We start from the raw sequence: 20,874 nt of genomic DNA, 5'->3' as shown, positions 1-20,874 counted from the left end.
CCGGCCCGCAGCGCACGTCGCGCGCGCCGGGTCGGGGTCCCGCAGGCGGGGGTGGGGTCAGTCGGCGGCCTTGGCGGCGCGCTCGGACTTGATTCGGGCCTGCTCGCGGCGGACCTCCGCGTAGCGGTTCTGCTCGACGCGCAGCCACTCGGGGACCTCGTCGAGCAGGGCCTGGATCTCGGGAGTGGTCAGCGCCTCGGTGACGCCGCCGCGGGCGAGCCCCGAGATGGAGACGTTCAGCCGGGAGGCGATGACGGAGCGGGGGTGCGGCCCCTCCTCGCGCAGCTGCACGAGCCAGGCGGGCGGGTTCGCGGCGAGCTCGTCGTACTGCTCGCGCGTGATCGCCGACTCCTGGAACTCCTCCGGGGTCGCGGGCAGGTAGACCTGCAGCTTCTTCGCCGCGGTCGCAGCCTTCATCGTCTGTGTCGCCTTGGCCATGCGGCAACCCTACCGGCGCGGCGCGGACCACCTACCCTGAGGGGATGAGCGAGCAGCCCGAGACCGTCGACCCGCAGGCCGCTCCCGAGGCGGAGGGGCGTCCGGAGGGCGGGGCGGACGCGACGGCGGACGACGCGTCGGCCGGATCGGGTGCGGTCGGCGCCGGAGCCGGAACCGAGTCGGACGACACGGACGGCGCCTCCGAGGACGGCGACTCCGACGACCTCGACTCCGACGATCTCGACTCCGACGATCTCGACGCCGAGGACAGCGACTCCGACGCCGCCGACTCCGACGCCGGGGACGCCGTCCCCGCCGGCCCCGTGCTCGCCGTCGCCCTCGTGCCCGGCGTCACCCCCACCAAGTGGACCCGCGTCTGGGGCCAGCGCCGCTCCGATCTCCCGCTGCGCATCACCGTCGTCGCCGAGCGCGATCAGGAGCAGGCGCTGCTCGACGGCCGCGCGCAGCTGTCGTTCGTCCGCGGCGACGTCTCCTCCTCCGCCCTCAGCTCCATCCATCTCTATGACGAGCAGCCCGTCGCCGTCGTCGGCCGCGAGCACGCCCTGGCCGCCGCGGACGAGCTCGACGTCGCCGAGCTGGCCGGCGAGCACCTCCTCCAGGATCCGGAGGACGTGCCGGAGTGGGCCGCGGTCGCCGAGGAGCTCGCGGACGGCTCGCGGCGCCCGCTGCCGCGCATGGCCGGCCTCGACGACGCGGTCGAGCAGGTCGCGGCCGGCGTGGGCGTGCTGATCGTGCCGCAGTCGGTGGCGCGCGTGCACAGCCGCAAGGACGTCACCGCGGTGCCGGTGACCGGCGTCGCTCCCTCCTCCGTCCGCCTCGCCTGGGTGACGGACGACAAGGGCGACGACGTCGAGGACTTCATCGGAGTCGTCCGCGGCCGCAGCGCGAACACCACGCGCGGCACCGCCGCGACGCCGAAGGTCGAGTCGCGGGCGAAGGCCGCCAAGGCGAAGGCGCGGGAGGCGCGCGAGAAGGCGGAGAGGGCCGGCGGCGGCAAGAAGAAGCCGGCCCGCGCCAAGGCGTCGGCGCCGGCGGTGCGGCGCACCCGCAAGCCCCGCGGCCGCTGACCGTGGCCGACGACGCCGGCTGGTCGCTCCGCCCCGCCACCGCGGAGGACGCCGCGGCGATCGCCGAGCTGCGCGCGGTCGTCATGCGCCCGTCGCTCGAGACGCTCGACCGCTACGACGAGCACCGCGTGCGGCACCGCTTCCTCGACGGCTACCGGCCCGAGCTCACCCGGGTGATCGAGCTCGACGGCGCCTTCGCCGGGAGCATCGCCGCGCGGGTCGAGCCGGACGCGGTCTGGATCGAGCACTTCTACCTGGCGCCGCACGCACAGGGACGCGGAGTCGGCGGCGCCGTCCTGCGCCGGGTGATGGCGGAGGAGGCGCGGCCGGGTCTGCCCTTCCGGCTCGACGTGCTGAAGCGCAGCGACGCCCGCCGCCTCTACGAGCGGCACGGCTTCCGGTTCGAGCGTGCTCTGGAGTGGGACGACATCCTCGTCGCGCCGCCTGTCTCCTGACCCCTGATCGGGGAGGACGACGGGGCGCGGGCCGCCGCTAGCATGAGCGCGATCCCCTCCGCCGGGTCGGCCGCAGGGCGACCTCCTCCTGGAAGCAGGCACTCCGCCGTGTCCCCGCTCGTTCTGAGGTCCGCCGCCTCCGCGGTCCTCGTCGCCGCCCTGGCGATCACCTCCAGCCCGCTCGCCTCCGCCGCATCGGCGGCCGCGCCGTCGGCCGCCCCCGTCGCCGCATTCGGCGCCGCCTCCGACGCGCCCCGCTCGATCGTGCTCCCCGAGGGGCAGCCTCTCTGGCAGCCCAGCGCCGAGTCCCCCCTGCCCGCCGTGCCGGACGAGGCGCCGAGCGCCGCCCGTGCGAGCGCTGCGGCGTCGATCAGCGGCCGTGTCGTGGTCGAGGAGGCCGACGGCTCGATCGCGACCACCACTCCCCGCGGCGCCCTCCTGAACGTCGAGGTCTGGTCGAGCGAGGCGGGGCTCCTCGGGAACCACTCCGTCGCCGGCGACCTCACCTTCAGCATCGACGGGCTCACCGCCGGGCAGACCTACTACCTGCTGATCAAGGACAACGCCGACCTGTACGCCGACCTCTGGTCCGGCGGCAGCGCCGTCGCCCGCAGCGCCGAGCCGCTTCAGGCCCCGGCGGCCGGCGTGCAGCTGCGCACCGCACGGCTGGGGTCGCTCGAGGGACGCCTGAGCGGCGTCGCGGGCGACCAGCGCGTCGACATCTGGTACCGCGACCCGGGAACCGACGGCTACTTCCGCACCGGCGAGCTCGACCTGATCACGGGCGGCGACAACCCGTACTCGTTCCAGCAGGTCGTCCCCGGCGACTACCTCGTCCGGGCGTCGAGCCGCGACGACGTGATCGACGACAGCTACTGGGACCACGTCCTCCGCTCGGGCGACGCGGGCGACGTGCGCGTCCCGGTGGGCGGATCGGCCGCCGGGATCGACCTCTCGCTGAGCAGCGACTACCAGCAGTACACCGGCCGCCTCGCCGGATCGGACCGCTACGCGACCTCGGTGGAGGCGACGGGCTACTTCTCCCCGGGCATCCCGGTGCTCTACGTGGCCAGCGGGGCGAACTGGCCGGATGCGCTGAGCGCCGGCCCGGCCGCCGCCGCCCTCGGAGGCGCGCTCCTGCTCACCGATCCCGACCGCCTGCCTCGGGTCGTCTCCGACGAGATCCGCCGCCTCCGCCCGGAGCGGGTCGTGGTCGTCGGCAGCGAGCTGAGCGTGAGCCCCGGGGTCCTCTCCGCGATCCGCTCGATCGTCGGCGGCACCGAGCGCATCGGCGGGACGGACCGCTACGACACCTCCCGCCGGATCGTCGCAGACGCCTTCGGCAGCGGCCCCTACTCGAACATGTTCGTCGCGACCGGCACGAACTTCCCCGACGCCCTGTCGGCCGCGCCGATCGCCGGCTGGCGTGCGCAGCCCGTGCTGCTGGTCGACGGTGCGACCTCGGGCGCCGACTCCGCGACCGCGACCGCGGTGCGCGATCTGGCGCCGGAGCACGTGGAGTTCCTCGGCGGCGACCCCTCGATCCGGGACGCGTACGTGGCGGACTTCGAGCGTCGCGGCCTCGCCCCCTCGGTCTCGAGGATCGCCGGCCGCGACCGCTACGAGACCAGCGTCGAGCTGAACAGCGCCTACCCCCAGTCGCTGCTGCAGGACAGCGTCTTCCTCGCCGCGGGGTCCTCCTTCGCCGACGCCCTCTCGGGAGCGACGACGGCGGCGGCCCTGGGCTCGTCCGTGCTGCTGACCGAGCGCGACTGCGTGCACGACTCGACGCTGCGCTTCCTGGCCTCCAACTCGAAGAACTACGCGTTCCTGCTCGGCGGGGAGCCGACGCTCACCGAGGACGTGGCGAACCTCCGCAACTGCGAGTACGACTTCTGACGACGCGTGCTCCCGGGGTCCGGGGCTAGGGTGCGAGCATGCCCACGAGCGATGAGACCTGGACCCTGGCCGAGCACGACGTACCGGTGTACCGCAGCGGTGAGGGCGGCCGCGCGCTGATCCTGATCCACGAGGTCTGGGGGGTCGACGGGCACATCCGCTCGGTCGCCGACCGCTACGCGGCCGAGGGCTACAGCGTCGTCGCCCCCGAGCTCCTGGCCGACAGCGGCCTGCTCGAGCAGCTCGACGAGGAGCAGCGCGCCGACTACGACCACCCGGTGCGGCGCCTGCCGCGCCAGGTCGAGCTGCGCACCTTCTTCGCCCCCGTCTTCACTCCGGAGCACGCGACGCGCACCGTCGCGATCCTCCGCGCCCTCGTCGAGCGGCTCCTGCGCCAGGAGGGCGCGACCAGCGTCTCCGTCACCGGGTTCTGCTACGGCGGCACCTTCTCGTGGGCGCTCGCGCTGGCCGAGCCGCGGCTGGCGGCGGCCGTGCCGTTCTACGGGCACGTCACCGCGTCCGCCGAGGAGCTCGGCGCGCTGCAGGTGCCGGTGCTGGCGTTCCTGGGCGATCAGGACGCTCCCCTCGTCGAGCAGGTGCCGCGCATCCGCGAGGCGACCGAGGGCAAGGACGTCGAGGTCGTCGTCTACCCGGGAGCGGGCCACGCCTTCTTCAACGACGCGAACGAGCAGACCTACCAGGCCGAGGCGGCGACCGACGCCTGGCCGCGGGCGCTCGCGTTCCTCGGAGCGCACGCGGGCTGAGCGGGCTGTGCGGGATCAGCGGGTGAGGATCCACGCCACCAGGTAGCTGCGCGAGTCGGCGCTGTCGATCGAGGAGTCCGGCAGGCGCTCCGCCCGCGCGAGAGCCGCGGCCGGGTCGCTGGTCGCCTGCAGCATCAGCACGTAGTCGGCGAGCGGCGCGCCTGGGGCTCCGGCCACGAGCTCGTCGACCCGCGAGGGGTCGGGGAGGAACGCGGTCGACGGCGGCATCGGGATCAGCTCGATCCCCAGCAGCGCCGAGGGTGTCGCGTCGAAGAAGGTGGCGTAGTCGCGCTTGCCGCCCCAGTTGATCGCGACGAACGGCGCTTCGAAGCCGACCGGCGTCTCCGGGCTCAGCCAGAGGTCTGCGGCCGCCTGCGTCTCGAGGGAGAGCAGCCAGCGCGCCTCCTCGAGCAGCGGCGCGTTCCCGGAGGCGGCGGCCCAGAGGGCGAGGCCGTTCCAGGCGTTGACCGCCTCGGACACCGACTCCTGGTCGTTGCCGTCCCGGGCCGGCGCGAGCCCCGAGGCCCAGGAGTGGCCGCGGTACGCGTCGAACACGCGCAGCCGCGGGAACTCGGCGGTGTCGACGGGAGAGGCGAGATCCAGGGCGAGCAGGTCCGCGACGGTCCGGTACCGCTCGAGGAGGGACGGGTCCTCGGCGGCCAGCATCCCGACGGCGGAGAGCAGGTAGCCGTAGTGGAAGTGGTGGTCGTTGAACGCGTCGGACCCGAACGACGGCGCGGAGCCGACGACGCCTCCGAGCACGGGGTCGTAGACGACGCACTTCACGGCACCCGGTGCGCAGCCGCGCGGGTCGAGCCACTGGTCGAGCTCGGCGGCGATCCGGTCGTGCAGGTCGGCCGCCACCTCCTCCAGGCCGAGGTCGACGGCGAGACGGTGCAGAGCAGCGGCGCGGTAGAGCTCCTTGCCGGCTCCGTAGGTGTCGGGCGCGGCGAAGCGGGTGGCCGCGGCGTCGAGTGGCACCTGCTTCCGGAGCGTCGTCTTCTCCTCGGCCGTGAGGGAGCCGAGATCGAGCGCCCCCGACTCGACGATAGTGGGGGCGGCGCGGGAGAACGACGTTCCCGCACGGAGCCCCACCCGGCCGTAGAGCGTGTCGTAGCCGATCGCCCCCTCGGCCCCGAGGCCGAAGAACGTCTCGGCGCCGCCCTCGGTCCGCAGCGCGTAGGTCGTGGTGGTGGTGCTCGCCGTGACGTCGTGGGAGACGCTCGCGCCCTCGAGGGGCACTGCACGACGCCGAAGCTCGTCGATCCGCGCCCTGCTCGCTCCCGGAGGCACCGCGAAGAGGAGCAGCGTGCCGTCCAGCGTCATCCGGGGGAACGTATCGAGGGCGGCGGCGGGCGCCACCAGCCCGTACCGCTGTCCGCCCGCGGTGACCAGGAGCAGGCCGCCGGCCGCGCGCTCGGGAGCGGTGGCGCCTCCGATCAGCACCGTCTGGGCGCTCTCGGTCCGGTAGGAGGCGTAGGGCCAGCCCTCGGCTGCGACGAGCTCACCGGCACCCGCGAGGCTCCAGTGCGCGACGAGGTCGTCGAACGCGGAGAGCGCCACCGCGCTCGAGGGGACCGTCACGGTGAGATCGTCCCGGGCGAGGGCGTAGACGGTCCGCGGAGCCGCCTCCACGATCGGGAGGCCCACGGTGAAGCCGTCGGCGCGCGGCGTGACGGTGAGGATCCCTGAGTAGAGCGGGAGATCCTCCCCGAACACCGGTCCGGACACCCACGAGTTCGTCGGCGGCCGCACCCCTTCGGCGAGCCGCGCCGTCCCCGCGTAGGGGCCGGGGACCTGCGGCAGCTCCCGCGCGTGCACGGACGCTGCCACGGCCCAGTCGGACGCGGAGCCGTCGGACGTGCATCCGGTGAGGCCTGCGATCGCGAGGGCGAGAGCGAGGGCCGCCCCCGCCCCGCGCCTCACCGCGCGAACCCGCCCGGCGTGAAGAGCCTGCCGAGCTGGGCGACCAGCCAGCCGCCGAAGCCGTCGCCGTCGTCGCGGAGCCGCACCTCCGCCGCGACGGGAGCTCCGACCACGGTGTAGTCCTGCGTCGTGATCTCGTCGGTGCGCGCGCGGATGACGGTCGTCGCCCGCCCCTCGTGGAACCGCTCCACCTCGACGTCGTAGATCTCGGCGTCGACGGTCGTCCCGTCCGGCATCGCCACGGCGACGGTGCCGCCGATCGGGACCCGCGAGTAGTCCCGGGCGCCGAGCACGAACTCGCTCTCGAGGTGGATCGAGTCCGAGATCGCGACGACCGCGATCATCTGGTCCTCCTCGACGAAGGAGCCGATCTCGGCGTCGACCGACGTGACCACGCCGTCCAGCGCCGCCGTGAAGACCATCAGGCCGCCTTCCTCGATCCGGTAGCCGACATCGGCGCTGGTGAACGTCTTCGTCTGCATGTCGGACTCGAGGACGGTGCTCTGCAGGCTGAAGAGCACGTCGCCCTTCTCCACCGCGTCGCCGCGGGAGATCGTGAGGTCCTGGATCGTGCCCGCGTAGGGCGTCCCCAGCGAGTACTCGTCGGTGACGAGCTGAGCGCTCGCCGCCCGCACGGTGAGCGAGGAGTTGTTCGCGTAGACCAGGCCGGCGGCGGCGGCGCCGAGCGCGAGGGCGCACGAGGCGAGGAAGCCGAGCCAGCGCAGCGCGGTCATGCCGCACCCACGGCGAGTCCGTGGCGTCCCGCGGCGGCGGGGCCGCTCGGAGCGACCACCTCGGCCCGGGCGGCGCGCTTCAGGAGGACGTGCTCGCGCGCCGCGATCACCGCGAACGCTCCGAGCGTGAGGGTGTTCAGGACGTTCCAGGCGAGCGCCACCGAGTACTCCGCGGTCCACTCCGCCTTGAGGAAGCCGACGACGGAGGTCGCGGCCAGGAACACCAGGAAGACCATCTGCACCTTGATGAAGTTGAAGGGCGAGGCGGCCTGCCCGGTCGCGCCCGTCGAGGTCCAGGCCGGCTTCCGGCCCGCGAGAGCGAGGAAGAACGCCTTCGTGTACATCGGGAAGGTGACGGTCGACAGCAGCAGCGTCTCCCACCGGAACGAGCCGATGATGAACAGCGCGAGCCCGATCTGCAGCACGTAGAACCCGCAGTAGAAGAGGATCCACTCGACGAGCGGCACCTCGAGGCTGACCGGCGTGATGTTCAGGTAGATCTGCAGCGGGGGCAGCACGATCAGGCCCAGCGGCACGATCCCGGTGAAGTAGAACGTGACGGTCATGAAGTACTGCACGCGCTGGTCGGTCGTGAGCCGGCGCTTCGGCGAGAACGGGTTGTGCTTGAGCAGGATCTCGAACCCGCCGACGGCCCAGCGGACCTGCTGGCGGACGAAGGCCTCGATCGTCTCGGGCGTGCGCCCGACCGCGAGGGTCATCGGCACGAAGATCGAGCGCCAGCCGCGCTCGTGCACGAAGATCGACGTCCAGATGTCCTCGGACTGCGAGCCCTCGTACATCCCGCCGATGTCGTCGAGGGCCTTGCGGCGGAAGACGGCGTTGGTGCCCACGCAGAAGGCGGAGTTGTACTTGTTCTTGCCCGGCTGGGTGAGGGCGTAGAAGACGATCTGCATGTAGGCGGAGCCGCGCGAGATGAAGTTGTGCGCGTTCCCGTAGACCTGCGGGGCCTGCACGAAGGCGACGTCGTCGTGGGCGAAGAAGGGGAGAGTCTCCTCCAGGAACTCCGGCACGGTCACGAAGTCGGCGTCGATCATCACGGCGAAGTCCGAGTCTGTCAGACGGAGCGCGTGGTTCACGTTGCCGGCCTTGGCACCCGCGCGGTCCTCGCGCACCACGTACCGGACGCCCAGGCGATCGGCGATCGCGGCGACCTGCGGGTCGTCCCCGTCGTCGAGGAGCCACGTCATGTGGGTGCCGCGCATGTCGCGGGCCGCACGGGCCGTCTCCTCGATGATCGCGGGGTCCTCCCTGTAGGTCGTGATGAAGACGTCGACGGTGATGCGGCGGCGGCCGAGGTAGAGGTCCTCGCCGATCGGGATGCCGTCGACCGGGCTCCCGTAGAGCGTCGCTCGGGCGGAGTGGAAGGCGGAGTCGCGCGGGTCGTACGTGCTCGACAGGGCGGTCCACATCGTGAGCGCGGCCTGGCCGATCAGGTAGAGCTCGCAGATGATGACGATGGCGAACGGGAGGGGGTCGCCGATGTTGCGCGGGTTGAGCAGGAAGGCGCCGTAGAGCAGCGCGCCGGCGCCGGAGAGCAGCACGATCATGATGAGCGAGGGCGACTGCTGCTTGGCGCGGCTGGTGACGGCACGGGGGCTGGCGACGCGCTGCTGGCGCGTCAGGAGCGGGCGGATCTCGGGTGGAGAGGGAGGAACAGTGCGGGCGGGGGTGCTGGGGTTCACGGGTGAGCTCTTCGGGTAGGTGGAAGCGGGGGCCCGGAGCGTCGTCGGTCGGGGGTGCCGGACGGCGCGCCGGAGGAGCGCCTGTGCGCGCGTTCGGCTCAGGTCGCTGATGCGCCGCGGTCCGTCGGGTACGGCGCGGGCGTCGGGGCCGCGGTCCCGTCGGGTACGGTGTCGCGGTGCGGAGGCCGCCCGTCATCGGGGATGTCGGCGGCGGTCCCCATGTTCGACCTGGGAGAGTGCCGGGACAAGAGCCGGAAGAGGACGTGTCCGCTAGCGGACACCCCGTTCCGACACCGCGGCTCCGCGGCGCTGAGCTCGCCGACGGCCGGCGTCAGCGCGGTCGGACCGGCAGCCAGCCCCGCCGAGACGCGAGCACGCCCGCCTGGAAGCGGCTCTCGGCGCCGAGCAGCTCGAAGAGACCGGCGATGTGCCGACGGCAGGTGCGCACGCTGAGGTCCAGCCGTGCCGCGAGCGCCTCGTCGGTGAGCCCGGCGGCGAGGCCCTGCAGGATCGACCGCTGCACCGCGGAGAGGGAGGGCTCCTCCTCGGCACCTGCCGCGTGCAGGGGCGCTGCGAACTCCCACGCCGCGTCGAAGACGCGCGCCAGGGTCGCCGCGAGCTCGGAGGAGCGGACGACCAGGGCGGCGCGGTCGTCCTCGTCCCGGGAGCGGGCGACGATCGCGAGGGAGCGGTCGAAGACCACCAGCCGGAAGGGCAGCACCGGGAGGGTCCGGAACCGCGCGCCCAGCGGCTCGAGCTCCGCGACCGAGCGCCGGAGTGCCGCGTTGTCGCGGCGGCGGTCGTGGTACAGCGTCCGTCTCGCGATACCGCGCCCGAGCAGCTCGCGGTCGACGGCGTCGCTCGCCTCGTGCCGCTCCACGCTGCTGGTGCCGGGAGCGGCGATCAGCACCTCCTCCGAGGCTCCGCGCTGCAGGTCGAGGAGCAGCCGGAGGACGGTCGCCGGGTCCTCGATCACCTCCACCTGCTCCGCGGCGGCGAGGGCGCTGCGGGCGCTCCGGTAGGCGGGGACGAGGGCCATCAGCTCGCTGCGGCGGCGGGTGATCCCGGTCTGCAGCTCGAGGAGGCGCCGCTCGTCGTCGGCGATCAGCTCGGCCAGGGCGATGTCCGGCGCGGCCGTGGCGAGCGACTCCGCGCCCGCGTGCAGCGGAGCGAGCAGCCGGAGCCCGAGCAGCTCGTCACGCGCCTCGCGGAGGCCGTCGACGGTGACGCCGAGCTCGTCCGACGCGCTCTCGAGCGACCAGTCTCCGCGCACGGACGCGTGCAGGTACAGCGCGATCGCGTTCTCGCTCAGCACCGGCGGCCCCCCGTTCTCCCGACCCTCCCGAGTGTAGGAGGCGCGCACTCAGCGCCGCCGCGCGAGAACCGCGACGACGGCGAGCTCACCGGCGAGGACCAGCGCTACCGCTCCGAACACGGCCGGGCCGACCAGCGCGGCGAGCGGAGTGAGACCGGCGTTCGCGAGGAGGGGGGCGAGGAGACCGATCACGACGCCGGTGCGGCGGGCGGGGGGCTGCCGGCGGGCGACGGCGACGACGCTCAGCGAGGTCGCGGCGGCGGCCGCGAGCACGAGCACGAGGACAGCCGCGGGGTGCGGCTCCCCGAGCAGGAGCAGCGCGGCCAGCGCGGCCCAGGCGAGGGCGCCTCCGGTGGCGACGGGGCCGAGGTGCGGGGTGGCGGCGGGTGCAGTGGCGGTCATGGTGCGTCCTCTCGTCGTGGTCCTCCGAGCCTCGCGGAGGCCCGTCGGCGGAACCAGATCAGCATCCGGGCACGGCAGCATCCGGACATGCGGCGGACCCCCGGCTCCGCGCGGGGCGGAGGGTCGGGGGACCACCGGACGCCCGGGCAGGCTCCGGCCGTGGCAGCATCCGGTCAGCCGGCCTCGCGCAGCCTCCCGCCGGCGAGGTGGAGGCTGCGCTGCGCACGGCGCGACGGCGGAGTCGTGGGTGACGTCGACTCCTGCTCCCCGGGCGCCCGCTCTTCCCGGGGCGGTGCCCGCGGTCGTAGGCTCGCGCTCATCCGCAACGGGAGGGGCCGACGATGACCGCCACGAGAGAGACGTCCGCCCCGCCCGAGCTCAAGCGCGTGCTCGGCCCCAAGCTGCTGCTGCTGTTCGTGGTCGGCGACATCCTCGGCACCGGGATCTACGCCCTCACCGGGCAGGTCGCGGCCGAGGTGGGCGGGGCCGCGTGGCTCCCCTTCGTGATCGCGTTCGTCGTCGCCACGCTCACCGCCTGCTCCTACCTGGAGCTGGTGACGAAGTATCCGCAGGCCGCGGGCGCCGCGCTCTACGCGCACAAGGCGTTCGGGATCCACTTCGTCACGTTCCTCGTCTGCTTCACCGTGATGGCGAGCGGGATCACCTCGGCCTCCGCCGCCTCGGGCGCCTTCGCGAGCAACTTCGCGATCGGCTTCGGGCTCGGGGACGGCGCGGGGACGCGGCTGAGCATCGCGCTGGTGTTCATGGTCTGCATCGCCCTGGTGAACCTGCGGGGCGTCGCCGAGAGCGTCGGGCTGAACGTGGTGCTCACCCTGATCGAGCTCTCGGGCCTGCTGCTCGTGATCTTCGTGTGCTTCTTCGCCGTGTTCGGCGGGCAGGCCGACTTCTCGCGGGTGGTCGCGTTCGAGGCGCCGGAGGACAAGTCGCTGCTGCTCGCGGTGAGCACCGCGACCTCCTTGGCGTTCTTCGCGATGGTCGGATTCGAGGACTCCGTGAACATGGCGGAGGAGACGAAGGAGCCCAGCCGCATCTTCCCGCGCGTGATGCTCACGGGTCTCGGCATCACCGCCGTGGTCTACGTGCTCGTGTCCACGCTCGCCGTCGCGATCGTCCCCGTGGGGGAGCTGGCCGGCAACGACACTCCGCTCGTCACGGTCGTCGAGGCCGCGGCGCCCGACTTCCCGATCTCGACGCTCCTGCCCTTCATCTCGCTCTTCGCCGTGGCCAACAGCGCGCTGATCAACATGATGATGGCCAGCCGCCTGCTCTACGGGATGAGCCGACAGGGCGTGCTGCCGCCGTTCCTGCAGAACGTGCTGCGCGGACGGCGCACGCCGTGGGCGGCGATCCTCTTCACGACGGTGATCGCCCTGCTCCTCACCGCCTACGTGTCTCGCGACCCCTCCGACCCCATCGCGGTGCTGCTGGGCGGGACCACGTCCCTCCTCCTGCTGGCGGTCTTCGCCGTCGTCAACGTCTCCGTGCTGGTGCTGCGGCGGCAGCCGGTCGAGCACCGTCACTTCCGGACCCCCACCGTGCTGCCGGTGCTGGGCACGATCGCCTGCGTCTACCTGGTGCTGCCGATCACCTCGGGACGCGACACCGCCCAGTACGGCATCGCGGGGGTGCTGCTCGTGATCGGCGTCCTGCTCTGGGCGGCGACCTTCATCGACCGGCGGGTCCGCGGCTACGCGCGCACCGCGGCGATCGCTCCGGAGGAGCTCGACGCCGATCCCGCGGAGGACGCATCGGGAGCGCACAGCGACGGCATCGGCCGGTCATAGCCGATCCATAGGGAACTCCCGATACTGGAGTCATGAGCACCCCGGCCCCCTCGAAGCACCTCGCCCCCGCGCAGCGCACCCGCCTGAAGCGGGCCGACGGGACGCCGATCCGCGTCCTCGTCGTCGACGACGAGAGCACCCTCACCGACCTGCTCCAGATGGCTCTGCGCTACGAGGGCTGGGAGGTGCGCACCGCCGCCGAGGGCCGCGCCGCGATCACGATCACCCGCGAGTTCCGGCCCGACGTGATCGTGCTCGACGTGATGCTCCCCGACATCGACGGCCTCCAGGTCCTGCAGCGGGTCCGCGCGGACGGCAGCGAGACCCCGGTCCTCTTCCTCACCGCGAAGGACGCGCTCGACGACCGGATCGCCGGGCTCACCGCCGGCGGCGACGACTACGTCACCAAGCCCTTCTCCCTCGAGGAGCTGGTCGCCCGGATGCGCGGCCTCATCCGCCGCAGCACCCTGCTCGCCAACGACGCGGACGACCCCGAGGTCGTCGTGGGTGACCTGGTGCTGAACGAGGACAGCCACGAGGTCCGCCGGGGCGGCGACGAGATCGAGCTGACCGCCACCGAGTTCGAGCTGCTGCGCTTCCTGATGCGCAATCCGCGCCGCGTGCTCAGCAAGGCCCAGATCCTCGACCGGGTCTGGTCGTACGACTTCGGCGGCAAGTCGAGCGTGGTCGAGATCTACATCTCGTACCTGCGCAAGAAGATCGACGCCGGCCGCTCGCCGATGATCCACACCGTGCGCGGCGCCGGCTACCTCCTGAAGCCCGCCGACCAGTGAGCCGCACCGGCCGCCCGTCGCTCGGCGACTTCGCGACCCGCTCCGCCCTCCGCAGCTCCCGCCGCGGCCGGCGCGCGCCGTGGACTCTGCGGCGGCGGATGGTCGTCGCCGTGGTCGCGCTCGTCGCGGTGACGGCGGGCGTCGTGGGAGCGGTCAGCGTGCTCTCCGCCCGCTCGATCCTCTACGGCAGCACGGACGCGTCGCTCAGCCAGTCGGTCACGCGCCTCCAGGACTTCGACGGGCCGAGCCGCTTCGGCGGGTCGAGCGCGATCGAGCAGGCCACGACCTGCCCCAGCGGATCCTTCGGCGGCGGCCCGAGCCAGAACCTCAGCACCATCACCGCCGTCCAGGGCTCGGACGGCTCCTTCATCGGCGCCTACGTCGACGCCGACGGGGTCTGCCGGCAGTTCTCGGACCCGGCCGACTCGGTGCTCGCGGCGGCCGTCGCCGCAGGGGGCGAGGAGGCGACCATCGAGCTGCCCGGGAGTCTCGGGACCTACCGCGTGCGCGCGGCGGCGGTCGAGGGCTCCGTCGTCGTCGTCGGCGTCCCCCTGGGCGAGGTCGCCGAGACGCTCGCCTCCCTCACCTGGGTGGTCGTCGTGGTGGTGCTGCTGGCGATGCTGTTGGTCGCCCTCGTCGCCACCGCGATCATCCGCGTGGCCCTGCGGCCCCTGGAGCGGGTGGAGGCGACGGCGACCCGCGTGGCCGAGCTGCCGCTGGACCGCGGCGCCGTCGAGCTGGTCGAGCGGGTCCCGGAGGAGGACGCCGACACCCGCACCGAGGTCGGCCGCGTCGGCGCCGCCTTCAACCGCATGCTCGACCACGTCACCGGTGCTCTGGAGTCGCGGCAGGCGAGCGAGGACAAGGTGCGGCAGTTCGTCGCCGACGCCTCGCACGAGCTGCGCACTCCCCTCGCGGCGATCCGCGGCTACGCGGAGCTGCCCCGGCGCGGCGGGACCGAGCTGCCGGAGTCGGCGGCCTACTCCCTCGATCGGATCGAGTCCGCCGCCACCCGGATGACCTCGCTGGTCGAGGACCTCCTCCTGCTCGCCCGCCTCGACGAGGGCCGCGACCTCGAGAAGGAGCCCGTCGACCTGACGCTGCTCGTGATCGAGGCGCTGTCGGACGCGCACGCCGCGGGCCCCGACCACGAGTGGGACCTCGAGCTCCCCGAGGAGCCGATCGAGATCCGCGGCGACGGCTTCCGGCTGCACCAGGTGGTCGCCAATCTGCTGCGGAACGCGACCGTGCACACGCCCCCCGGCACCCGGGTCGTGGCGGCGCTCGCCGAGGAGGTGTCGGAGGGGCGGCCGATCGCAGTCGTGACGGTCACCGATTCCGGCCCGGGCATCGCGCCGGAGCTGGTGCCGGTGCTGTTCGAGCGCTTCGCCCGTGGCGACTCCTCCCGAGCGCGCACGACCGGATCGACGGGGCTGGGCCTGGCGATCGTGGCGGCGGTCGTCGACGCCCACGGCGGGCGCGTCCTCGTCGCGTCCGAGCCGGGGCGCACGAGCTTCCGCGTCGAGCTGCCGGCGGGCTGAGGGCCGGGACGGCGGTCTCCCGCCGCCCGCCCTACACCGAGACGCCCAGCCGGCGGCGCGCGTCGTCGAGGGTCCGCACCACGGCGACCACCTCGTCGAGCGGGTGCAGCGGCGACTCGGTGCGCCCCTCCGTCACGTACTGCGCGACGTGCAGCGCCTCCCAGGCGAGGCCCTCGCCGCCCTGGAGCGGCGTCTCGTCGATCCACGACCCGCTCTCGGAGCCGCGGGTGAGCGTCACGCCGCCCGGCGTCCAGAACGACGGGTGCACGTCGATCCGCCCCGCCCGCCCCGCGACGCTCGCCGCGTGGCGGGTGTCGGCCAGCACGGTCGAGGTGGCCACCGACTGCACCCCGTGCGCGTGGCTGCCGACGATCGTCGCGGTCGCGTCGACGCCGGTCGAGGTCATGCTGCCGGCGACGACGGTGCTCTGCGGGGTGCCCGCCACCATCGAGACGAAGGAGGAGGCGTAGACGCCGACGTCCAGCAGGCCGCCGCCCGCGAGCGCCGGGTCGAAGATGCGGCTGGAGGGGTCGAAGTCGAAGGCGGCGCCGAAGTCGGCCGAGACGACGGCGGGCGCGCCGACCGCCCCGTCCGCGAGCAGCTGCCGCACGACGTCCATGTGCGGCAGGTAGCGCATCCACATCGCCTCCATCGCGAAGACTCCGGCGTCGCGCGCGGCGTGCACGATCATCTCGGCCTCGCCCGGGGTCGGCGCGAACGGCTTCTCGACCAGGATGTGCTTGCCCGCGGCGATGGCGAGCAGCGCCTGGCGGGCGTGCTCCGAGTGCGGCGAGGCGATGTAGACCACGTCGACCTCCGGATCCTCGACCACGGCCTCGTAGCCGGCCGAGGCCCGCTCGATCCCGAACCGGCTCGCGAACCGCTCCGCGCGCTCCAGCGAGCGGGAGCCCACCGAGACCACGCGCTGCCGGGTGTGCTTCTGCAGCGCCTCGACGAACGAGCCGGCGATCGAGCCGGGCGCGATCACCCCCCAGCGCAGGACGGGGGAGTCGAGGAGGGAGGGGAGTCGGGGCTCGGGGAGCGTCAGTGCCATGCGTCCACGCTAGGGCCCCGTGCCCGGCGGGGGCGAGGGGGTGCGCGGCGGTCCCCTAGGGTGTGACGGCACGCGCAGTCGCGGGCGGAGGAGGACGTCATGCCCGAGTGGTACACCCTGGGCGTCGTCGCCCTCGTGATCGTCGTGGTGGTCGTCGCGATCGTGCGCTTCCGGTTCAACCCGGTGCTGGCGCTGGCCGTGGGAGCCGCCGCGATCGGCCTGCTCACCGGGCTCGGCCCTGTCGACACCGTCTCCACGATGACCACCGGCTTCGGCGAGGTGATGATGGAGGCGGGCCTCCTGATCGGCTGGGGCGTGCTCATCGGCGCGATGCTCAACGAGATGGGCGCCGTCGTCCGGCTCGTCGAGGGCCTGCTGCGCGTCTTCGGCCGCCGCGGGATCCCCTACGCGCTGGGCCTGTCCTTCGCCACCTACCTGCAGACGATCTTCGTCGACGCGCTGATCGTGATCGCGGCCCCGCTCGCGCGCCGGATCGCGCCGCGGCTGGGGCGCGCGGGCACCGGCATCGTCGCCGTCACCTTCGCCGTCGGGCTCGAGACGGGCATCGTGATGATGGTGCCCGGCTTCGCCGCGGTCGCGCTCGCGGGGCTGCTCGGAGTGCCGCTGGGCGTGATGATGCTCGGCGGCTTCGCGGTGGTGGCGCCGACGGTCGTGGTCACGATCCTGCTGATGTCGCTCGCGTTCCGCCTCGGCTTCTGGGACCCGGCGCGCGACGAGCAGCTGGTCGTGCGCGACGACACGACCGGGCTCGCGACGGTGGGAGCGTCGCCCGCCGCGGACGGCGGACGGCTGCCGTCGTTCGGCGCGCGGGGGCGCGGCGGGGCGTCCTCGGGCGGAGCCGGAGCGGTGTCGGGCGGCTCGTCCGGCTCGTCCGTCGAGGACGCGGCGGGTCCCGCTGAGGCGCAGGACGCCCACGCCGCCCGCGAGCGCCCGCTCCTGCTCCTCTTCGCGCCCATGCTCCTCGCTCTCCTGCTCATCGCCGCGCAGGCGGTGCTCACCGTCTCCGGGATCGAGCTGCCGGTGCTGCAGTTCCTCGGGAACCCCGTCATCGCGCTCCTCCTCGCCGTGATCGGCACCGGAGTGGTCGGCCGGTCCACCGTGGGAACCGCGCGGATGGAGAAGGCGGTCGCCAAGGGCTTCCAGGACGGCGGGCAGATCTTCCTGCTCACCGGCGTCGGCGGGGCGCTCGCCGCGGTGATCGCGCAGGGCGACCTCGGCGAGATCCTGAAGGGCTACTTCTCGACCTCGGCGACCGCGCCGCTGCTGCTCGTCTGGGTGATGGCGGCCGTGCTGCACATCGCGGTCGGCTCGGTCACCCTCTCGGCGATCACGGCGGCCGGAGTCGTCGCGCCGGTCGCCGCGACACTCGGCCTCGACCCTCTGCTGATCGCGCTCGCCGCGGGCTCCGGCGCGCTGTTCTGCATCCACGTCACCTCGAACACCTTCTGGCTGCTGCAGAGCTTCCTCGGCCAGTCGGTCCGCGGCGCCCTCAAGTCCGTGACCGTCGGCGTCTCCCTCGCCTCCGTCCTCGCGCTCGGCGCCACGCTCGTCCTCTCCCTCTTCCTCTGACCAGGCCCTCTCTCCTCCTCTCGTCGGATGCCGCTCCGACACTCGACTCGCCGCGCGAGGCCTCCGACGAGGCATCTCGCGGAGGTGACCCGGCCGACACGTGACGGAAACATGGAGTCTCTATCTTCCTGAGAGGGTTCACATCCGATTCGGAGATCCAGACGCCGACGGGGGCCCGATCCGTTCCGTCACGCCTCGACAAGGGAAGAACTCCGCTTGAGATCTCGAACCGCCCTCGCCTCCGGATGCGCCGCGCTCGCGCTCGCCGCCGGCGGCCTCCTGGTCGCCCCGCCGGCGACCGCCACGACGACAGCACCCGCCGATTACACCCGCGTGGACATCGTGCGTCCGCCGTCCGCTCCGATCGCGGTGCCGACCAGCTACCCGCAGCAGACCCCGCTGACCGAGGTGCCCGTCGACCCGACCGACGCCTCGCTCCTGCGCGGAGTCACCCCCTACGACGCCATCGCGCCGCAGCTGAACGCGCTCGCCGCCCGCTCCGACCGGGTCTCGACCCAGGTGGTCGGGAAGTCCGGCCTCGGCCGCGACATCTACCTGGTCACCGTCACCGCCCCCGAGACCGAGGCCGAGACGGCGCAGCAGGCCGAGTGGCGTGACCGGCTCAAGTACGAGCCCGCCGCCGCGGCCGCCGACGCCGAGCTGATGGACGGCTACAAGGTGCCGGTCTGGTTCAACGGCAACATCCACGGCAACGAGTGGGAGGGCAGCGACGCGATCCTCGAGTACATCGAGGGCGTCGCCACCGCCGAGGACGCGGAGACCGAGGCGCTGCTCGAGGGCAACCGCCTCTACTTCACCGTCACCAACAACCCCGACGGCCGCGCCCTCGGCCAGCGCGCCGTCGCCGCGGGCTACGACCCGAACCGCGACATGATCACCGGAGCCACCAGCGAGGCGGCCGTGATCCGCGACCTCTCGAGCGTGCTCCAGCCCACGTACTTCATCGACATCCACGGCTACACCGGGATCCTCCAGGTCGAGCCCTGCGGCCCGCCGCACGGCGAGAACTACGAGTACGACCTCTTCCTCCCGCACGCGTACGCGACCGCGCTGGAGATCGAGCGCCGCGTCGTCGAGGCCGACGTGCCCGGCAACACCTACCTCGCCGAGGACGGCAGCGCCACCACGGACAACACCGGGAAGATCCTCATCCCCTACCGCGACATCCGCGCGGGCTGGGACGACTGGCCCCCCATCTTCGCCCCGCAGTACGTCGCCTTCCAGGGCGCGATCACCAACACGGTGGAGCTTCCGCTCGGCCGCACGGCCAACAGCACTCCGGAGGAGATCGCCCAGGGCCGGGCCAACGCGGACATCGACGTCGAGGTCGCCGGGATCGTCATGGACGCCTCCGTCGACTACATCGAGGCCAACCGCGACGCGCTCCTGAGCAACCAGGTCGCCATCTTCGAGCGCGGCGTCACCGGCGCCCCCGCCGTCGAGATCCCCGCTGACGTCTCCGCGGCCGACCTGCCCGCGGGCGTGCCGACCGAGTGGACCGAGATCTGGGACGAGACCGACGTCTACACGACCGAGTACCCGCGCGCCTACGTCATCCCCGTCGACGGCACGCAGCGCTCCGTCTCGGACGCCGAGACCCTCGTCGCGCAGCTGCTCGCCCACGGCGTCGAGGTGTCGCGGACCACGGCCGCCACGAGCGTCGAAGGAGTCTCCTACCCCGCGGGCACCTACCTGGTCGACATGCACCAGTCGGTCCGCGGCCTCGCCAACGTCCTCCTCGCCGACGGCAGCGACATCTCGAGCCGCGTGCCCGAGATGTACGACGTCTCGGCCTGGAGCCTCTCGCTCCTCTGGGGCGCCGACGTGCAGGCGATCGGCTCCACCACCGACGCCTTCCCGGCCGTCGGCCTGAAGCCGGTGACCGCCGTGGCTCCGGTGGGCTCCGTCCCGGCAGGCGCCGACTACCTCGCCTTCGAGCCGCGCGGCGTCCTGGAGTACCAGGCCGTCAACGCGCTGCTGGCCGACGGCGTCGCCCTCGAGCAGTTCGAGGACGGCACGATCGCCCTCCGTGCAGACGCCGCCGGGCTCGCGGCCGCCGAGGGAGCCGCCGCCGCCTTCGGCGTCGACTTCACGGCGACCACCGCCGACCGCGTGCGCGCCGAGGACGGGAAGGCGCTCGACGCCCTCCGCGTCGCCTACTCCGGCACGAACGAGGACCGCGACGCGCTGGCCAAGCTCGGCTTCGCCGACGCGGTCGCCGTCGACGCGGCCGCGCTCACCGCGGGCACCGCGACCCTCGAGAGCGCCGACGTGCTCTACGTGGGACGCGCCCTCTCCTTCACCGCGGAGCAGGCCGTGGGCCGCACCGTGGTCGAGGAGTTCCTCGCGGCGGGCGGCGACGTCGTCGGCCGCGGCGGCGCAGGAGCGGCCTTCGTGTCCGACTTCGGCCTGGCCGAGCTGACTGCGCAGACCGGCACGAGCGGCTCCAACGGCATCGTCTCGGTCGAGACGCCCGGCGGCGGAGTCCTCGGCGACTACCCGCAGGACACCGCGTTCGTCTCGCCGGCACTGTGGTTCGCCGGCTTCGACGAGTCGGTCGCGGTCGAGCAGAGCTACTCGGAGGACGGCACGTTCGTCGCCGGGCACTGGGTCGACTCCGACGGGCAGTCCCGGAGCGACGCGGCCGGGCAGGCCTCGGCCGTCTCGTTCTCGACGGAGTCGGGCACCGAGGGCTTCCTCTTCGGCACCTCGCCGGTGTTCCGCAACCACCCGGTCGGAGCGTTCAGCGACGTCGCCCGGGCGCTGCTCGCCGTGGCGCCGGAGGGCGCCGCCGTCGAGCTGCCGGGGACTTCGGAGCCCACGCCGACGCCGGAGCCGACCGGCTCACCGGAGCCGACCGCGACTCCCGAGCCGACGGCGACGCCCGAGCCCACCGCGACGCCCGAGCCCACCGCGACGCCCGAGCCGACCGTGAGCCCCGAGCCCACGTCGACCCCCGAGCCCACGTCGACCCCGGAGCCCACGTCGACCCCGGAGCCCACCGTCGTGCCGACGGCCGGACCGACCGCCACGGCCGCGCCGATCACCGCACCGACCGGCCCCGGCGGTCTCCCCTCCACCGGAGTGGAGACCGGCTCCTGGCTGCTGCTCTCGGGAGGTGCTGTCGCCCTCGGCCTCGGCTCGCTCCTGATCGCCCGCAGCCGTCGCCGCGAGGACCAGGAGGCCTAGCCTCCGCCTCCGGGGAGGGATCGGGCGCCCGCACCACCGGGATCGTCCTCGCCGCCCTCGGACTCGTCGCCGTCGTCCTCGCGATCGTGCTGCTCGTCCGGCCCGCCGGCGGGCCGGACGAGCAGCACGATCGCGAGGACGACGGCGACGAGTCCG

Annotated in this window: 16 protein-coding genes; 9 read left to right on the top strand and 7 right to left on the bottom strand. The window is 73.4% G+C overall.

Annotated elements, in window-relative coordinates:
* Nucleotides 1–57: 57 nt before the first annotated feature.
* Complete coding sequence (locus tag C5C54_RS01785) at nt 58–438, bottom strand: DUF5997 family protein (RefSeq protein ID WP_104223641.1); 381 nt, start codon at nt 436–438, stop codon at nt 58–60.
* Nucleotides 439–482: 44 nt separating this feature from the next.
* On the opposite strand from C5C54_RS01785, the gene C5C54_RS01780 reads away from it, so the two are divergent.
* The 4 genes from C5C54_RS01780 (at nt 483) to C5C54_RS01765 (ending at nt 4,644) form a co-directional block, all read left to right on the top strand.
* Nucleotides 483–1,526 carry a LysR substrate-binding domain-containing protein gene (locus tag C5C54_RS01780; RefSeq protein WP_104287682.1) on the top strand — a complete coding sequence of 348 codons (1,044 nt, stop codon included), beginning with the start codon at nt 483–485 and terminating at the stop codon, nt 1,524–1,526.
* Between the two features lie 2 nt (nt 1,527–1,528).
* Nucleotides 1,529–1,981 (top strand): GNAT family N-acetyltransferase, encoded by a 453-nt coding sequence (locus C5C54_RS01775; protein WP_258061255.1) that lies wholly within the window; start codon nt 1,529–1,531, stop codon nt 1,979–1,981.
* Nucleotides 1,982–2,089: 108 nt separating this feature from the next.
* On the top strand, nt 2,090–3,880 hold the full coding sequence (locus tag C5C54_RS01770; protein WP_104262974.1) for a cell wall-binding repeat-containing protein: 1,791 nt from the start codon (nt 2,090–2,092) through the stop codon (nt 3,878–3,880).
* A 38-nt stretch (nt 3,881–3,918) separates the two neighbouring features.
* On the top strand, nt 3,919–4,644 hold the full coding sequence (locus C5C54_RS01765; protein ID WP_104223644.1) for a dienelactone hydrolase family protein: 726 nt from the start codon (nt 3,919–3,921) through the stop codon (nt 4,642–4,644).
* A gap of 15 nt (nt 4,645–4,659) precedes the next feature.
* On the opposite strand, the gene C5C54_RS01760 is transcribed toward C5C54_RS01765, so the two are convergent.
* The 5 genes from C5C54_RS01760 to C5C54_RS01740 all read right to left on the bottom strand — a co-directional run bounded on the left by C5C54_RS01760 (nt 4,660) and on the right by C5C54_RS01740 (nt 10,724).
* A complete protein-coding gene (locus C5C54_RS01760) occupies nt 4,660–6,570 on the bottom strand; it encodes a glycosyl hydrolase (protein WP_104287681.1) in 1,911 nt (636 codons plus the stop codon).
* Entirely contained in the window at nt 6,567–7,304 is a 738-nt protein-coding gene (locus C5C54_RS17810; RefSeq protein ID WP_104337724.1) for a biotin/lipoyl-binding protein, read from the bottom strand. Before C5C54_RS17810 ends, C5C54_RS01760 begins: the two co-directional genes overlap by 4 nt.
* Nucleotides 7,301–9,007, bottom strand: a complete 1,707-nt coding sequence (locus tag C5C54_RS01750) for a glycosyltransferase family 2 protein (protein ID WP_104287680.1) — start codon at nt 9,005–9,007, stop codon at nt 7,301–7,303. The genes C5C54_RS17810 and C5C54_RS01750 overlap by 4 nt, the downstream gene beginning before the upstream one ends.
* A 331-nt stretch (nt 9,008–9,338) precedes the next feature.
* Nucleotides 9,339–10,322: a helix-turn-helix transcriptional regulator gene (locus C5C54_RS01745; protein ID WP_104287679.1), complete on the bottom strand. Its 984-nt coding sequence runs from the start codon at nt 10,320–10,322 to the stop codon at nt 9,339–9,341.
* A gap of 48 nt (nt 10,323–10,370) precedes the next feature.
* A complete protein-coding gene (locus C5C54_RS01740) occupies nt 10,371–10,724 on the bottom strand; it encodes a hypothetical protein (RefSeq protein WP_104223648.1) in 354 nt (117 codons plus the stop codon).
* Nucleotides 10,725–11,065: 341 nt separating this feature from the next.
* On the opposite strand from C5C54_RS01740, the gene C5C54_RS01735 reads away from it, so the two are divergent.
* The 3 genes from C5C54_RS01735 to C5C54_RS01725 are packed head-to-tail and all read left to right on the top strand — an operon-like array spanning nt 11,066 to nt 14,864.
* The gene (locus tag C5C54_RS01735) at nt 11,066–12,529 is read left to right on the top strand and encodes an APC family permease (RefSeq protein WP_104247764.1); all 1,464 of its coding nucleotides are present in this window, start codon (nt 11,066–11,068) and stop codon (nt 12,527–12,529) included.
* 32 nt (nt 12,530–12,561) lie between these two features.
* Nucleotides 12,562–13,323 (top strand): response regulator transcription factor, encoded by a 762-nt coding sequence (locus C5C54_RS01730; RefSeq protein ID WP_104223650.1) that lies wholly within the window; start codon nt 12,562–12,564, stop codon nt 13,321–13,323.
* On the top strand, nt 13,320–14,864 hold the full coding sequence (locus C5C54_RS01725; protein WP_219812137.1) for a cell wall metabolism sensor histidine kinase WalK: 1,545 nt from the start codon (nt 13,320–13,322) through the stop codon (nt 14,862–14,864). The genes C5C54_RS01730 and C5C54_RS01725 overlap by 4 nt, the downstream gene beginning before the upstream one ends.
* 31 nt (nt 14,865–14,895) lie before the next feature.
* Here the strand turns inward: C5C54_RS01725 and C5C54_RS01720 are convergent, their stop codons facing one another.
* Nucleotides 14,896–15,918 carry a Gfo/Idh/MocA family protein gene (locus C5C54_RS01720; RefSeq protein WP_104223651.1) on the bottom strand — a complete coding sequence of 341 codons (1,023 nt, stop codon included), beginning with the start codon at nt 15,916–15,918 and terminating at the stop codon, nt 14,896–14,898.
* 99 nt (nt 15,919–16,017) lie between these two features.
* Here C5C54_RS01720 and C5C54_RS01715 point away from each other — a divergent pair, with 99 nt between their 5' ends.
* Complete coding sequence (locus C5C54_RS01715; protein ID WP_104287678.1) at nt 16,018–17,508, top strand: GntP family permease; 1,491 nt, start codon at nt 16,018–16,020, stop codon at nt 17,506–17,508.
* 216 nt (nt 17,509–17,724) lie between these two features.
* Nucleotides 17,725–20,718: a M14 family zinc carboxypeptidase gene (locus C5C54_RS01710; protein WP_104287677.1), complete on the top strand. Its 2,994-nt coding sequence runs from the start codon at nt 17,725–17,727 to the stop codon at nt 20,716–20,718.
* The last annotated feature ends 156 nt before the right edge of the window (nt 20,719–20,874 follow it).

The organism is Rathayibacter sp. AY1F2, assembly GCF_002930885.1.
Classification (GTDB): Bacteria; Actinomycetota; Actinomycetes; order Actinomycetales; family Microbacteriaceae; genus Rathayibacter.
Note: the sequence above shows the minus strand (reverse complement) of the source record. Positions and strands in the feature narration are given on the sequence as shown.

Excerpts from the sequence above, each read along its gene's own strand:
- C5C54_RS17810 (WP_104337724.1), bottom strand. The coding sequence starts at position 7,304 with ATGACCGCGCTGCGCTGGCTCGGCTTCCTCGCCTCGTGCGCCCTCGCG.
- C5C54_RS01785 (WP_104223641.1), bottom strand. The coding sequence starts at position 438 with ATGGCCAAGGCGACACAGACGATGAAGGCTGCGACCGCGGCGAAGAAG.
- C5C54_RS01735 (WP_104247764.1), top strand. The coding sequence starts at position 11,066 with ATGACCGCCACGAGAGAGACGTCCGCCCCGCCCGAGCTCAAGCGCGTG.
- C5C54_RS01740 (WP_104223648.1), bottom strand. The coding sequence starts at position 10,724 with ATGACCGCCACTGCACCCGCCGCCACCCCGCACCTCGGCCCCGTCGCC.
- C5C54_RS01720 (WP_104223651.1), bottom strand. The coding sequence starts at position 15,918 with ATGGCACTGACGCTCCCCGAGCCCCGACTCCCCTCCCTCCTCGACTCC.
- C5C54_RS01715 (WP_104287678.1), top strand. The coding sequence starts at position 16,018 with ATGCCCGAGTGGTACACCCTGGGCGTCGTCGCCCTCGTGATCGTCGTG.
- C5C54_RS01780 (WP_104287682.1), top strand. The coding sequence starts at position 483 with ATGAGCGAGCAGCCCGAGACCGTCGACCCGCAGGCCGCTCCCGAGGCG.
- C5C54_RS01765 (WP_104223644.1), top strand. The coding sequence starts at position 3,919 with ATGCCCACGAGCGATGAGACCTGGACCCTGGCCGAGCACGACGTACCG.
- C5C54_RS01730 (WP_104223650.1), top strand. The coding sequence starts at position 12,562 with ATGAGCACCCCGGCCCCCTCGAAGCACCTCGCCCCCGCGCAGCGCACC.